The sequence below is a fragment of the Corallococcus sp. AB032C genome (assembly GCF_003668935.1).
GTDB lineage: Bacteria > Myxococcota > Myxococcia > Myxococcales > Myxococcaceae > Corallococcus > Corallococcus exiguus.
The window spans coordinates 1-14,793 of record NZ_RAWP01000163.1 but is presented as its reverse complement, the minus strand read 5'-3'; the positions used below and the strand labels follow the sequence as shown (position 1 = coordinate 14,793).

9 protein-coding genes are annotated in these 14,793 nt (G+C 68.2%); 1 reads left to right on the top strand and 8 read right to left on the bottom strand.

Annotated elements, in window-relative coordinates; translation table 11 throughout:
* Positions 1-213 precede the first annotated feature (213 nt).
* Positions 214-1,017 carry a pseudouridine synthase gene (locus tag D7X99_RS39215; RefSeq protein ID WP_121782208.1) on the top strand — a complete coding sequence of 268 codons (804 nt, stop codon included), beginning with the start codon at positions 214-216 and terminating at the stop codon, positions 1,015-1,017.
* Here the strand turns inward: D7X99_RS39215 and D7X99_RS39210 are convergent.
* The 8 genes from D7X99_RS39210 to D7X99_RS39175 all read right to left on the bottom strand — a co-directional run.
* Positions 1,014-3,041: a serine/threonine-protein kinase gene (locus tag D7X99_RS39210; protein ID WP_121782207.1), complete on the bottom strand. Its 2,028-nt coding sequence runs from the start codon at positions 3,039-3,041 to the stop codon at positions 1,014-1,016. The two genes, D7X99_RS39215 and D7X99_RS39210, sit on opposite strands and share 4 nt — an antisense overlap.
* Positions 3,042-3,068: 27 nt before the next feature.
* The gene (locus D7X99_RS39205) at positions 3,069-5,030 is read right to left on the bottom strand and encodes a serine/threonine-protein kinase (protein ID WP_121782206.1); all 1,962 of its coding nucleotides are present in this window, start codon (positions 5,028-5,030) and stop codon (positions 3,069-3,071) included.
* A 65-nt stretch (positions 5,031-5,095) separates the two neighbouring features.
* Entirely contained in the window at positions 5,096-7,036 is a 1,941-nt protein-coding gene (locus D7X99_RS39200) for a serine/threonine protein kinase (RefSeq protein WP_121782205.1), read from the bottom strand.
* Between the two features lie 101 nt (positions 7,037-7,137).
* On the bottom strand, positions 7,138-9,033 hold the full coding sequence (locus D7X99_RS39195) for a serine/threonine protein kinase (RefSeq protein WP_121782204.1): 1,896 nt from the start codon (positions 9,031-9,033) through the stop codon (positions 7,138-7,140).
* 66 nt (positions 9,034-9,099) lie between these two features.
* A complete protein-coding gene (locus tag D7X99_RS39190; RefSeq protein WP_121782203.1) occupies positions 9,100-11,061 on the bottom strand; it encodes a serine/threonine-protein kinase in 1,962 nt (653 codons plus the stop codon).
* 92 nt (positions 11,062-11,153) lie between these two features.
* On the bottom strand, positions 11,154-12,056 hold the full coding sequence (locus D7X99_RS39185) for a glycoside hydrolase family protein (protein ID WP_121782202.1): 903 nt from the start codon (positions 12,054-12,056) through the stop codon (positions 11,154-11,156).
* Between the two features lie 60 nt (positions 12,057-12,116).
* On the bottom strand, positions 12,117-13,193 hold the full coding sequence (locus tag D7X99_RS39180; protein WP_121782201.1) for an MBL fold metallo-hydrolase: 1,077 nt from the start codon (positions 13,191-13,193) through the stop codon (positions 12,117-12,119).
* Positions 13,194-13,269: 76 nt separating this feature from the next.
* Positions 13,270-14,793 (bottom strand): ELWxxDGT repeat protein (locus D7X99_RS39175; RefSeq protein WP_233614097.1); only part of this gene is annotated, 1,524 nt, incomplete at its 5' end.

The following is a 14,793-nucleotide window of genomic DNA, read 5'->3' as shown; positions in this document are numbered from 1 at the left end:
GGCGCGAGGGAGGCGACGAGCTCGGGCGGGGCTTCAGCGGTTTCGGAGGGAGGCGTGGACACGGCGGGCGCGCACATGCGCAGAGCCGCCTGGGGGAGTCAAACGGCGCGGAGCCCCCCTGGAAGCCCTCCTGCTCGTACTCATGTCCAGGGTGTCCGGGGAAATCCCTGGGCGTGACGCATCTGATACAGCGGGCGGCACACGGGAGGACGCATGTCGCGCAAGCAACGGACGCCCAGGTGGCTGGAGGCCGCGAGGCGCAGGGGACCGGAGACCCCGGCGGGCCCGGGCGCGGACTGGCTGTCCCGGGCGTTGGGCCGGGCCGGCGTGCTGCCCCGGACCGAGGCCGAGCAGGCGATAAGCGACGGCCGCGTGGAGGTGGACGGCCGGGTGGAGCGGGAGCCGTTCGCGCCAGTGGGGCAGGGGACGCGCGTGCGCGTGGACGGCGTGGAGCGCGCGCTGACGCGCCAGGTGCGGGCGCTGATGTTCCACAAGCCCTCGGGGCCAGTGGTGCACGGCTCGGACCCAGAAGGCGTGGGCACTGTCTTCGAAAGGCTGCGCGCGGTGCTGCCGCCGGAGCTTCAAGGCTTCGAGTGGTACGCGGTGGGCCGGTTGGACCGGGACACCACGGGGCTCCTGCTCTTCACCAACGACGAGCGGCTGGTGCGGCACGCGACGGCGCCGGAGACGCACCTGTCCAAGCGGTACGTGGCGCGCGTGGAGGGGCAGCCCCCGGAGACGGCGCTGACGAGGCTGCGAGAGGGATTGACGCTGGAGGACGGTCCCACGCGCCCGGCGGAAGCCATGCTCCGTGCGCCCGACGTGGTGGCGCTCACTCTCACGGAAGGGCGGCACCACCAGGTGAAGCGGATGCTCTCGGCGGTGGGGCACCCGGTGCTCACGCTGCACCGTGAGTCGGTGGGGCAGGTGGTGCTGGACGTGGCGGAAGGGGCGTGGCGCGAGCTGACGGACGCGGAGGTGGCGGAGGGGTTGGGGTTCCAGCCCGGTGCGGACTAGAAGCCGATGTTCTTGATCCGCTCTCTCGCCTTCGCTGGGTTCGCCATGTTCCTGGGGGACATCAGCAGGTACCGGTCGTGGGCCTTCTTGGCCTTGGCCTTGTTGCCGACCAGGGTGTAGGCGGTCTCCAGACCCAGCCAGGCCCGCCGGATGCCGGGATCCTTCCAGGTGACGGCCTCCAGGAGCTTCACGGCCTCCCTGTGGTCCTTGGACGTGCCCGGCTTGAGCTTGATGAGCGTCAGGCCCAGCTCGAGCTTCACCTCGATCGAGCCCGGCTTCATGGCCAGCGCGTTCCGGTAGGTGGCGGCGGCCTCCGGGTACTTCTCGTCGCGGAAGGCCGTGCGGCCGGTCTCCATCATGTCGGCGAAGGTCTCCGGCTTCACGATGCGGCCGGAGGACGACGAGAGGGCTTTCGCATCGTCCAGGATGCGCACCACCTTCGCGCGGCTGGGATGCGTGTCAGGGGCGTACTCCAGGAAGCGCTGGTAGTGCGTTATGCTGGTGCGGCTGTCATTGAGTCGCGTGTACAGCATCCCCAGCAGGAGCTGGCATTCCGCTTCCTGGGAGAACTGCTTCGCGCACTGGTGCGCCAGATCCACGGCGTCCTGGATCGCTCCCTGCTGCACGCGCGCCTGGACGCGGTCCTGGTAGTTGGCCAGCGACAGGGGCGCTTCCGGAAGCGGTGCCACCGTGAGGGGCGCGCTGCCTATCGTCTGGGGGACCGCGGAAGGCCGTGCATCATTGGGAAGGGTTTGAACCGTGCTGGAGGGACGCTCGATGGGGCTCGCGGCTCCAAGGGGCTCCGGCGGCACGGCGGAGGAGAAGAACCACAGGACGCTGGCCCCGAGCGCCACGCCCGTGGTGCTCAATCCCAGCATCCACTTGCGCGATGTCGCGGGGGCGAGCGCGGCCGGGGGCTCGTCCTCCACGATTTCGACGCTGGAGGATTCGGGGAGGGGGATCCTGCCGGTATGGAGCAGCGGCCTGGGATGCGGGGGCTTCTTCGCGAGGGCCGGTTCGTGCTCGCGCCAGGACGCCAGCTCCTCCTGGAAGGAGTCCGGGACGGACAGCTCGCGGCCATGCGACAGCAGGTCTTCACGAAACAGCATCCGCAGCAGATGCGCGAGGCTCAGCGAGGAGACACGCGGGTGGTTCGCGTACAGGAAGCCAGCGAGGGCCTCCGCGAAGGCATGGCTGGATTCAAAGCGCTGGGACAGGTCCGGATGCAGGGCCTTGAGGAGGATGCGCTGGAGCGCCGCCGGCAGGTCCGGCCGTGACTCGCTCAGCGATGGAAGCTCGCCGCGAGCAATGCGCATCATCACGACCGCGGGCGGTCCTTCCAGGGGAAGCTTCCCGCAGAGCAATTCATGGAGCACGACGCCGGTGGCCCAGACGTCCGTGCGGGCATCCACTTCCTCTCCGCGCGCCTGTTCCGGAGAGAAGAAGAGGTACTTGCCCTTCACCACGCCGGGTTCGGTCTTGAGGTCCCGGATGAGCTGGGCCTTGGCGATGCCGAAGTCGACGATCTTGACCTGGCCCTCGTAGCTGATGAGCACGTTGTCCGGGGAGATGTCCCGGTGGACGATGCCCAATGGCTGGCCACTGCTGTCCGTGCGTGAATGCGCGTAGTGCAGCCCCCGGCACATCTCCATCGCGATGAAGACGGCGATGGGAACGGGCAGGGTGCCCATGCCGCTCTTCATCGCGCGCTTGAGGAAGCGGTGGAGCGGCTGGCCGTCCACGAACTCCATGGCCAGGAAGTACCCACCGTCCACCCGGCCGAAGTCGAAGACCTGGGCGACGTTGCCGTGGGAGAGCGTGGCGGAGATGCGCGCCTCACTGATGAACATGGAGATGAAGGCTTCGTCGTTGGCGTATTCCGGCAGGACCTTCTTGATGAGGACCGGCTTGGTGACGCCCGCGTCGCCTACGAGCTGGGCGCGCCACGTCTCCGCCATCCCGCCCTGGCCCAGCCAGGACACCAGCTCATACCGTCCGAAGGTGTCGCCGGGTTGGAGTGCCATGGGTCGGGCATCCTAATCGCAGAACCGTTATTCGGTCATGTTGCTGACGCGCGCCCTGGCGGGATGGTTCTCGGGTGCAAGCGTCAGGAACCGCAAATAGTGTTCGCGGCTCTGCTTGCGTTTGTAGAGCCGGTCGTAGCTGTCGCCCACGATGAGATGGCATTCCGCGTTCTGGGGGTCGAGCAGGACGCACATCCGCGCTGGGCCCAGCGCTTCGGCCCTTCGTTTTCGCCTGGAGGTCTCGGCGGCCTGCTTGTGGAACAGCTTGCTCCAATCACCGTCACTGCGCCCGGGTGCCGCCGAGGTTGGCGGAGCCGTCCCCGACGGCTCCTCGGTCAGCTGCGCCAGCAGGAGCGCCACGTCGAATGGATTCGGATCGAAGTCCGATGAATACAGCAGATCGATGATGCGACTGCGATGGGGATCGCCTTCAGGAGTCAGCCGCACGAAGGCTTCGTAGTGGTCGGCGCTGGCTTCCAGATTCCGGAACCTGGCCTCGACCACGCTCAGGACGAGATAGCATTGCGGCGCATCCGGGTACTGGGCCACGCAGTCATTGGCGACGAGCCGCGCGCTGTTGAAGTCCTGCTGCCCGATGAAGCCGCGGAGCTTCAACAGGAAGTCACTGACGGTGAGCGGCCTTGCGCTCACGGCGGTCGCGGTGGGACTGGTCGTGGCGGGAGGAGGGCTTTGGGGCGGAGAGGTGACCGCGGGCGTGGTCGCGGGCATTTCCCTGACAGGTTGCGGAATGCTCCTGGCGGAGAGGGGAAGGGGCTGGACCTCTGGGGCATTCGCGTTCGACAGGAGCCACCAGGACGCGCCAATCCCCACCAGTGTCGCCAGGGCCAGCGGGTAGAAAAGCTGACGTGGCGCCTCCTGGATGGGAGCGGGTGTGTCCGAGCCGGAGGGCTGGGTTTCAATGCGTGAAGCGCGCGGCTCGCCTGGCGCCGGGGAGAGCCGCGTGCGAGGAGACTCGGCGGGCGGGGGAGAGCGCCAGGCGCTCATCTCCTCCAGGAAGGAGTGCGGCACCGCCAGCTCCCGGCCTTCCTGGGCCAACTCCGCCTTGAAGAGGGAGCGCAGCAGGTGGGCAACGGTCATCGCGGAGAAGCGCGGGAAGTTCGAGTAGAGGAACCCCGCCAGCGCATCACCGAACTCATGACTGGACTCGAAGCGCATGTCCCGGGTCGGTGCGAGCGCTCGCAGCAGGATTTCATTCAAGGCATCCGGCAGGTCGGGCCGCAAGACCTTGGGGGCCGCGAACTCGCCGCGTCCGATCCGCATCATCACCGCGGGGGGCGGGCCTTCCACCGGGAGCTTCCCGCAGAGCAATTCATACAGCACGACCCCTGTGGCCCAGACGTCCGTGCGCGCGTCCACGTCCTCTCCTCGTGCCTGCTCCGGAGAGAAGAAGAGGTACTTGCCCTTCACCACGCCCGGCGCCGTCTTGAAGCCCCGGATGAGCTGCGCCTTGGCGATGCCGAAGTCGACGATCTTGACCTGACCCTCGTAGCCCAGCAGCACGTTGTCCGGAGAGATGTCCCGGTGGACGATGCCCAGCGGCCGGCCGCTGTTGTCCGTGCGCGTGTGCGCGTAGTGAAGCCCCCGGCACATCTCCATGGCGATGAAGACCGCCACCGGGATGGGCAGGGCACTCATTCCCTGTTTCGTGGCCCGCTTGAGCACGCGGTGCAGCGGCTGGCCGTCCACGAACTCCATGGCCAGGAAGTACTCACCGTCCACCCGGCCGAAGTCGAAGACCTGGGCGATGTTGCCGTGCGACAGCGTGGCGGAGATGCGAGCCTCGTTGATGAACATGGAGATGAAGGCCTCATCGTCCGCGTACTCCGGGAGGACCTTCTTGATGAGAACAGGCTTGGTGACGCCCGCGTCACCGACCAGCTGTGCGCGCCACGTCTCCGCCATGCCGCCCCGGCCCAGCCAGGAGACCAGCTCGTACCGCCCGAAGACGTCGCCCGCTTGGAGTGCCATAGGTAGGGATTTCTAAAGGCAGTTTTTGTTTGGGATGGATAGGCAGTTCTTTGGGGTCCGATTATCTATCGAGAGAGTTGGAATAGGTTTTCAACGACCTGTGCCCGCTTTGGATGGTCTGGAGGGGCGAGCGCCAGGAATTGCTCGTAGGCCTGTGTGCTCAAATGGAGCTCCCCAATTCTGATGTAGAGCGCACCTAGCATGAGTTGACACTCAGGGACCTTGGGTGCCTTTGTTGCGCATTTTTGAGCGATTTCAAGACCCTTGTCGGAACGGCCTGCTCGGCTGAGCATTTGGACGTGCGCCATGATGTCGCCGATCGAGTTCGCGATGCTCGGCGCGGATGTCAGGGCCCGTTGGATGTCTGCCTCGGTCACAAGTTTGTTGGGGCTGTCGGTCTTGGGCCGTGGAGGGTCGCTGAAGAGCTTTTCTCCGACCAACTGCACGAGCGCATGGCAGTCCGTGTTGGTGGGATACATCTCCACGCAGTGGTTGCTCAGATAGACCGCGTCTGGATGCTGCTTGAGCCGGATGGCTCGATCGATACCCACCTTCATTCTTTTGACGTCGGCGACCTCCTTCGCGGAAATGCGTGGGGCCTCCTGGGTCTCAGGAGTGGGAGCGTCTGGCGCTTGGGGCTGGGCGTCTTCCGATGGCTGGGGAGGCGCCTTGGCCGGTTCGTCTCGTGTGGCCGGTGGACTCTCGGCAGTGGATGATGGCGAGACCTCTACGACGGTGATTGGGGCGCGGATTGGCGTGGGAGGTGGAGCCCCCTCGGTGGCCGTTGGCGAGTGCGCATCCATCAGCAGCCACACGCTCGCGCCCACGGCCAGCAGTCCTCCCGCGCTCAACCCGTAGAGCAGCGGGCGTGAAGCTCCAGCGGCCGCGACGATGGACCGGGGCTGGGTTGTCTCCGTGACCGGTGGTGGAGTGGCCGCCCGGATGCGCCGGGTCTGGCGCTCGGTCGAGGGCGGCGGCGTCACCGGCTCCTCTGGCACGGTCCGCACGCGCCAGGACTTCAACTCCTCCAGGAAGGAGCCTGGCACGGACATCTCCCGGCCCTCCTGCGCCAGGTCTCCCCGGAACAGCACCCGCAGCAGGTGCGCGATGGTCATGGCGGAGAAGCGCGGGAAGTTCGAATACAGGAACCCCGCCAGTGCATCCCCGAAGGCGTGGCTGGATTCGAAGCGCTGCTCCCGGTCCGGGGTCAGCGCCTTCATCACGATGTCATTCAATTCCTGCGGCAGGTCCGGCCGGAGCACGCTCGGCGCGGGAATCTCCCCGCGTCCCACGCGCATCATCACCACGTGCGGTGGCCCCTCCACCGGCAGCTTCCCGCAGAGCAGTTCGTACAGCACGACGCCCGTGGCCCAGACGTCGGTGCGCGCGTCCACGTCCTCCCCGCGCGCCTGCTCCGGAGAGAAGAAGAGGTACTTGCCCTTCACCACGCCGGGGGCTGTCTTGAAGCCCCGGATGAGCTGCGCCTTGGCGATGCCGAAGTCGACGATCTTGACCTGGCCCTCGTAGCCCAGCAGCACGTTGTCCGGAGAGATGTCCCGGTGGACGATGCCCAGCGGCCGGCTGCTGCTGTCCATGCGCGTGTGCGCGTAGTGAAGCCCCCGGCACATCTCCATCGCGATGAAGACCGCGACAGGAACAGGCAGGGCACCCAGGTCGCTCTTCAGGGCACGCTTGAGGACGCGGTGGAGCGGTTGGCCATCCACGAACTCCATGGCCAGGAAGTACTCACCGTCCACCCGGCCGAAGTCGAAGACCTGGGCGACGTTGCCATGGGACAGCGTGGCGGAGATGCGCGCCTCGCTGATGAACATGGAGATGAAGGCTTCGTCGTTGGCGTACTCGGGAAGCACCTTCTTGATGAGCACGGGCTTCGTCACGCCCGCGTCGCCCACCAGCTGGGCGCGCCACGTCTCCGCCATGCCGCCCCGGCCCAGCCAGGAGACCAGCTCATACCGCCCGAAGACGTCGCCCGCTTGGAGTGCCATGGGGCAGACATTCTAAACCCAGATTCCAGGGATGGCAGAATCGGGGCTGTCTTTCTCCTGCCTGGCTGCCCGGGGTGTCAGCGAGTGGAAAGGCCCACCTCTCAACCCGCGTTGCCGGCCTTTCCCAGCAGCTCGACGACCTTCGCCCGGCGCGGGTGATCCGCGGGTGCGAGCTTCAAGAAGGTCTCGTAGTGCTGCGTGCTCTCCCGGGGATGGTTGAGCTTCCCGTGGACGGCCCCAAGCATGAGATAGCACTCCGGCATGTCGGGGTTGTTCGCCGCGCAGTCGTTGGCCGCTTCCAGTGCCGCGTCGTAGTCCTTGCTCTGGATCAGGCCGGAGACCTTCTGCTGGACCTCCTGCTGCTTCGTCTTCACGAGCGAGGAGACCTTCTGCTGAACCTCCTGCCGCTTGGAGTCGAGCAGTCCGAAGACGCCCTTCTTGGGCGCGGGCTCGCTCTCCGGAACGGCGGGTGGCGGCTCCTGGACGGAACTGGCCACGACGACCTTGGGCTGCTCGACGACTGGAACTGGCGTTGGCTCCTCGGCCTGGACGCGTTGGGTCGCGCGGACGGGCTTGGACGGCTTCCGGGTGGGATGCGCGGGCCGCGTGGCTTCTGGCTCGGCGGGACTCGTGGCCGGAACCTCCGCCGGAATCTCCGCCACGGTCTCCGGCTCCTGCACCGGACTCGGGGCGGGCGGCTCGGGTTCGACCTTTGGGGCGGGGGCTTCGACCGCCACCGTCTGGGGCACGGGCGTGGGCTGCGCGACGGGCTCCGGCGAACGCGAGCCCGCGAGGAGCCAGAGACAGGCTCCTGCCACGGCCAGGCCTCCTGCCGCGCTCGCGCCGTAGAGCACCTTGCGCGAGGGCCCCGAGGAAACCGTGGGCGCATCCGGCTGAGTCGTCCCCGTGGGCGGAGGCTTCGCGACGGCGCGCACCATCCGCCGGGTCTGGACCTGCTCAGGCGGTGGAGCACCCAGGAGCTTCGCCAGCGCGGGCTCGCCCCACTTCCTCGCCTCGTCATGGAAGGTCTTGGGCACGGACAGCTCGCGGCCCTCGTGCGTCAGGTCCGCGCGGAACAGCACTCGCAACAGGTTCGCGAGGCTCAGCGAGGAGAAGCGCGGGTAGTGGGCATGGAGGAACTCCGCCAGCGCATCCCCGAAGGCATGGCTGGATTCGAAGCGCCGCTCGCGGTCCGGAGCCAGTGCCTGCATCACCAGCGCATTCAGCTCCTCGGGCAGGTCCGGCCGGAGCGTCGTGGGCGCGGGAATCTGTCCATCGGCGATCTTCATCATCACCGTCTGGGGCGGTCCCTCCACCGGGAGCTTCGCGCACAGCAACTCGTACAGCACGACAGCGGTGGCCCAGACGTCCGTGCGTGCATCCACTTCCTCTCCGCGCGCCTGCTCCGGGGAGAAGAAGAGGTACTTGCCCTTCACCACGCCGGGCTCCGTCTTGAAGCCACGCAGCAGCTGCGCCTTGGCGATACCGAAGTCGACGATCTTGACCTGGCCCTCGTAGCTGACGAGCACGTTGTCCGGAGAGATGTCGCGGTGGACGATGCCCAGCGGCTGGCCGCTGCCGTCCGTGCGCGAGTGCGCGTAGTGCAGGCCCCGGCACATCTCCATCGCGATGAAGACCGCCACCGGGATGGGCAGCGCCCCCAGGCCCGCCTTCTTCGCGCGCTTGAGCACCTTGTCGAGCGGCTTGCCGTCGACGAACTCCATGGCGAGGAAGTACTCGTCCTCCACCTGTCCGAAGTCGAAGACCTGCGCGACGTTGCCATGGGACAGCGTGGCGGAGATGCGCGCCTCGCTGATGAACATGGAGATGAAGGCCTCGTCGTCCGCGTACTCCGGAAGGACCTTCTTGATCAGCACGGACTTGGTGACGCCCGCCGCGCCCACCAGCTGGGCGCGCCACGTCTCCGCCATCCCGCCCCGGCCCAGCCAGGACACCAACTCATACCGTCCGAAGGTATCTCCGGCTTGCAGTTCCATATGGGGCGCGCATCCTATACGGAACCCTGAAAAGCCCGAATGAAGGCCCCCTGCCTGATGGGGGGCTCAAGGGGCGGTCGCCCGCAGCTCGACGAGCTTCTGCACGACATCGGGACGCCGCGGATGATTCGCGGGCGCGTATGCCATGAAGCGCTCATAGCTTCGCGTGCTCTCCGAGGCCTGATTCATCTTCGCCAGGACGTCACCCTGTAACAGGTAACAGTCCGGCTCCCGGGGAAGCCGCGCCACGCATTGGTTGGCTGCGTCGAGTGCTTCCTTCGGGTGGCCTCGCGTCAGGTGCATCAGGACGGCGCTTCGGGAGGACTCCAGCTCCGCCTCGTTGGCGGGCGTCTGCGCCTGGGGCTTGCGCTGCAGCAAGGCCGCCAGTCGATCCGTCACGGCGCTCCGCCGGAGATCGGTGGGGGAGGCGTACTGCAGGAAGGCCTGGTAGTGGCTCACGCTCTTGTCGATGGACCGGAGCCGTTCGTGGGTGAGGCCCGCCGCCAGCCGGCAGTCCGCGTTGTCAGGCACTGCGTCCACGCAGGTCTGGACCAGCTTCGCGGCCCGCGTCAGCTCCTTGCTGTTCCTGCTCAGGCGATACACGTCATCGAGCAAGCTGCGCACCCGGGTCTCACTCCACGCAAGGGCTGCCGGGGGCGGGGACGGAGGAGGAGGCGGCGGCTCCGGAGTCACTCCTGCATCCGCGCTGACGGGTGCAGGTGCTGGATCCGACACCTGCGCCACCACGGCCGGCACGGTGGAGCTTTCACCCCGCTGGACTTCAGGCACGCGCCGGACCTGTGTCCACCAGACGCCACCGCCCAGCGCCAGCAGCGCCGCGCCCCCCACCGCGAGCCCCACCCATGGCGAGCGGGAGCGGCGGACCGGCGCGATCTCGGCCGTGGGCGAAGCCGGCGCCTCCTCTTCCTGGGACTCGCGCGTGACGACGACCGGCGCGGGGGACGGCCGGGGCGTCTTGATGGCCCGGAGGTGGGGGACCGTGGGGACCTGGTCTGGCGTCACGGGGTTCCGCCACGCCTTGAGCTCCTCCAGGAAGTCGTCGGGAACCGCCAGCTCCCGGCCCTCGTTCAGCAGGTCTCCCCGGAACAGCACGCGCAGCAGGTGCGCGAGGCTCAACGACGAGAAGCGGGGATGATTCGCATACAGGAACCCCGCCAGCGCATCCCCGAACGCGTGACTGGTGGCGAAGCGCTGCGCCGGGTCCGGGCTCAGCGCCTGGAGGACGATGCGGTTGAGCGCCTCCGGCAGGTCCGGCCTCAGCTGACTCAACGGTGGAATCTCGCCGTGCGCAATCTTCATCATCACGACATGCGGCGGACCATCCACGGGCAACCGGCCGCACAGCAACTCATACAGCACCACGCCCGTGGCCCAGACGTCCGTGCGCGCATCCACGTCCTCTCCGCGCGCCTGCTCGGGAGAGAAGAAGAGGTACTTGCCCTTCACCACGCCGGGTGCCGTCTTGAAGCCACGCAGCAGCTGCGCCTTGGCGATGCCGAAGTCGACGATCTTGACCTGGCCCTCGTAGCTGACGAGCACGTTGTCCGGAGAGATGTCCCGGTGGACGATGCCCAGCGGCTTGCCGCTGCTGTCCGTGCGCGAGTGCGCGTAGTGCAGGCCCCGGCACATCTCCATCGCGATGAAGACCGCCACGGGGATGGGCAGGGCGGGCAGCCCGCTGCGCATCGCGCGCTTGAGCACCTTGTCGAGCGGCTTGCCGTCGACGAACTCCATGGCGAGGAAGTACTCGCCCTCCACCTGCCCGAAGTCGAAGACCTGGGCGACGTTGCCGTGGGACAGCGTGGCGGAGATGCGCGCCTCGCTGATGAACATGGAGATGAAGGCCTCGTCGTCCGCGTACTCCGGGAGGACCTTCTTGATGAGCACGGACTTGGTGACGCCCGCCGCGCCCACCAGCTGGGCATGCCACGTCTCCGCCATGCCGCCCCGGCCCAGCCAGGACACCAGCTCATACCTTCCGAAGGTGTCCCCCGCGTCGAGCGTCATGAGACGTCTACTTTAGCCCCAGAATCCCAGGAGCGCCGAATAGACGTCTTCGCGTCTGTCCAACCCTGTGTGTAGGTTGGAACCTCACCCCGTCAGGGCGACGGCTGAGCGGCCCCGGCTGCGAGCGTGACGTAAAGGCGGCCCAACTCGGTCAGCTCACCGGAGGCGCCCAGCAGGTTGATGGAGGGGATTTCGTTGTTGCGCCCGGAGAACCACGCGTAGCGCTCGATGGAGGGCTCCGTCTCCAGATAGCCAATGGCATCCACCATGTACTTCTTCTGCACGTCCACGGTGATTTCGTTGTGCGGCCGGTCGCCGCACGCGAACTCCGTCAGCCAGAGTGGCTTGTTGTACTTCTTGAACTGCCCCACGTACCACTTGAGCGCGCTCAGGTCGCACGCGTACCAGTGGATGGCAATGGCATCCACCTGACAGTTCGCGCAGGCCTTGAAGAAGGCATCCAGGTACACCACGGGGTCGGTGAAGGTGACGCCGTCCTCTGTCACGCAGTCGCCGCAGTAGTTCACCGCCGGGGACACCAGCTTGAGGCCCTTGCGGCGGGCCACCTCCTCCAGCACGGGCCAGAGCGCCGCGGCCTGGCGGGGCGTCTTGTTCGCCTGTGACTTGAAGTTGGGCTCGTTGAATCCCAGCAGGACCTGCGCGCCCGCCGGAATCTCAGACTCCAGCTGGGCCACCGTGGGCGTGCCGCCCCAGGCCATGGGCACGAAGGAGACCTTCTCCGAGACGTAGACGCTGGCCGCGCCGCTCTCCGGCTTGGGCGACCAGTTGTACCACCAGCTCATCCCCGGGGAGAGCGCCTTCAGGTCCTCCGCCGAGTGATAGCCATACCCCAGGCCCCGCTTCGCGCTCTTCGTCACGCCGGGCTTCGGATCCTCTGGCTGGGAGGGCTCCCCGGCCGCGGGGTCGCACGCCACGAGCGGCGACAGCAGGACGGCCAGGGACAGCGCGACGGGGAGCCGGGGGGAGGTGCGCATGGCCAGGGACTCTACGCCCTTCACGTCGGGTGGGCGTCGAGCCCTGGCGTCACGCGGCCTTCACGTCACGGCGCCAGCCGGGGCCACGAGGCGGGGCTCGCCCACGTCGCGCCACCACGGCGTCACGCCCTCCACGCGCGAGGGCTCCAGGCTCCGGCCCAGGCCCGGCGTGAAGAGGCGCACCTGCTGCTCCGTGGCCAGCTTCACCAGCGTCTCCACGGGCTCGTCCCACGCGTGCAGCGCCAGGTTGAAGGTGCCCCAGTGCACCGGCATCAGCGTGCCGCCGCCCAGCATGGCGTGCGCCTTGAGCGCGTTCTCCGGACCCAGGTGGATGGTGCCCCAGCTCGGGTGGAACGCGCCCACCTCCATCATCACCAGGTCGAAGGGGCCGTATCGCCGGCCAATCTCCTCGAACTCCGTCGTGAGGCCGGTGTCGCCGCTGAAGAACAGCCGGTGCTTGTCCGTGGTGAGCACCCACGACGCCCACAGCGTCTTGTTGCGGTCGCCCAGGCCACGGCCGGAGAAGTGCTGCGAGGGCGTCGCGCGGAAGGCCACCGGGCCCACGCGGTGCTCCTCCCACCAGTCCAGCTCGGTGATGAGTTCCGGCGCCACGCCGAAGGCCTCCAGGTGGCGCCCCACGCCCAGCGCGGTGACGAAGGGCACCCGCCGCTTCGCCAGCGCCCGGATGGTGCTCCGGCACAGGTGGTCGAAGTGGTCGTGCGACACCAGCACCGCGTCCAGGTCCGGCAGCGCTTCCAGCGCAACGGGCGTGGCGTGGAAGCGCTTGGGGCCCGCGAAGGACACGGGAGAGACGCGGTCGCCGAAGACGGGGTCGGTCAGCACGCGCGCCCCGTCCACCTCCAGCAGCATCGTGCTGTGGCCCAGCCAGGTGACGCGCAGGCCGCTGTCCGGCGCGCGGGTCCAGGCGCCGCGCGGATCCTCCACCGGCAGCGGCGCGGGCGGCGTGCGCTGCGCGCCTCCGAAGAAGTATTCGCCCAGGAGGGGCAGCGCGTTCCCCTGGAGGCCGGCCCCCACGGGGGCGGTGTTGCGGAAGCCGTGATCCTCGAACTGACGGGAGGCCCGGCTGCGTTCGAGGCGGAGTCCCGCGCTGCGCGCGCTGTCGCTGACGGTGGGCATGAGAAGGTGTCTAACACCCACGCATCCGCCGGGCACGGCCACCCGCCTGGAGACCAGGCGGGGAGGCTCCATGCGCCTACTGTGCGTCTTCCGGCGCCACGCAGGCGTTGCTGAGCTGGGTGGACCAGAGCTGCGCGTTCAGCGTGTCGTCATAGGCGCTGAAGTAGACGCGGCTGCCCAGGCGGAAGAACTCGCGCGGATAGGAGGAGCCTCCCTGGGCCGGCGCGGCGATGTCCTTGAGGCGGCGCGTCCCGGCCACCGTGCCGTTGCTCACCCAGGGTTCGATGCCGTCGGTGACCTGATAGGCGCTGAAGAAGACCAGGTTGTCCGCCGCCGCGTACACCGGCGAGCTGTACTCGTCCGACAGGCTGAGCGGCCGGCGCAGCAGCGTGGTGCCCCCGGCGGTGCCGTTCGTCACCCACAGCTGCGTGTCGCGCGGCGCGGGGCCGTTGCTGCCAATGGCCACGGCGAAGTACAGCTTCTTGCCCCCCGGCACCTGGCTCACGGCTTCGATGTATGGGAACGCCTCGCCCTGCGACGCGTAGTCATTGGGCAGGGTGACCACGGGCTCCGGGTTCCCGCCGGTGAGGGGCACCCGGTAGATGACCATGTACTGGGTGCTGTAGGACGTCGTCGTGACGTACGCGTACGTGCCCAGCGCGCCCAGCACTCGCATCCCGCGCGTGGAGCCGAAGGACGCCAGCCGCACCGTGCCGGCCGCCGTGCCGTCCGTCTTCCACAACTCCTGCAGGCCGCTGGGCTCATCCAGCTTGAAGAGGGTTTGCGCGCCGGTGGGGCGCACGTCGTTCGGGTAGGTGTCGGGGCCCGCGTCCAGCCGCTTCAGCTGGAAGGTGCCCGCGGAGGTGCCGTCCGTCCGCCACAGGGAGGTGGCGCCCTGGAGTTCGCGCACGAAGAACTGCAGCGCGTTGCCCTGCTTCGCGTCCAGGTAGCTCACGTCCACGCCGGTCCCGAAGTCGCGCACGCGCACCGTGCCCGCGCCGGTGCCGTCCGACCTCCACAGCTCATAGCGCGTGGCGGACGCCGTGGCGTCGTACGTCTCCTTGAAGAAGACCAGCGTGGAGCCGGCCGCCGTCAGGTGCGTCAGGTACGAGTCCTCCACGCCCGGCGTCAGGTCCTTCACCATCCGGGTGCCGGCCGTCGTCCCGTTGCTCACCCACAGCTCGGCGCCGTGCGTCGCGTCCGGCGCCTGGAAGAAGAGCTGCGCCGGGGTGGCGGTGAGCTGCGACAACAGCGGCGTCCAGGTGTCCGCCGTCGCCGGGAAGCCCTTCACCTCCGTGGTGCCCGCGTCCGTGCCGGTGCTCCGCCACAGGCCGCGGCGGCCATCCTCATCGTTCACCGCGAAGTGCAGCGTCCCCTTGAAGTCCACGAAGCTGCCCGGCCCCATCGCGAAGCGCGGGATGCCCAGCTCCGAGGGCGGGAGAATGGTCTTCACCCGCTGGGTGCCCGCGGCGGTGGGAAGGCAGAGGCCCTCGGCTGTCACCTCTGGGGCCGAGGTGGGCTCCTGTGCGAGTTCCGCCTCTGTCAGTTCCTCGGGAAGCGCCCCGCCGCAGCCCACCCCCACCACCAGCAAGGACATCAC

Excerpts from the sequence above, each read along its gene's own strand:
- D7X99_RS39215 (WP_121782208.1), top strand. The coding sequence starts at position 214 with ATGTCGCGCAAGCAACGGACGCCCAGGTGGCTGGAGGCCGCGAGGCGC.
- D7X99_RS39210 (WP_121782207.1), bottom strand. The coding sequence starts at position 3,041 with ATGGCACTCCAACCCGGCGACACCTTCGGACGGTATGAGCTGGTGTCC.
- D7X99_RS39205 (WP_121782206.1), bottom strand. The coding sequence starts at position 5,030 with ATGGCACTCCAAGCGGGCGACGTCTTCGGGCGGTACGAGCTGGTCTCC.
- D7X99_RS39200 (WP_121782205.1), bottom strand. The coding sequence starts at position 7,036 with ATGGCACTCCAAGCGGGCGACGTCTTCGGGCGGTATGAGCTGGTCTCC.
- D7X99_RS39195 (WP_121782204.1), bottom strand. The coding sequence starts at position 9,033 with ATGGAACTGCAAGCCGGAGATACCTTCGGACGGTATGAGTTGGTGTCC.
- D7X99_RS39190 (WP_121782203.1), bottom strand. The coding sequence starts at position 11,061 with ATGACGCTCGACGCGGGGGACACCTTCGGAAGGTATGAGCTGGTGTCC.
- D7X99_RS39185 (WP_121782202.1), bottom strand. The coding sequence starts at position 12,056 with ATGCGCACCTCCCCCCGGCTCCCCGTCGCGCTGTCCCTGGCCGTCCTG.
- D7X99_RS39180 (WP_121782201.1), bottom strand. The coding sequence starts at position 13,193 with ATGCCCACCGTCAGCGACAGCGCGCGCAGCGCGGGACTCCGCCTCGAA.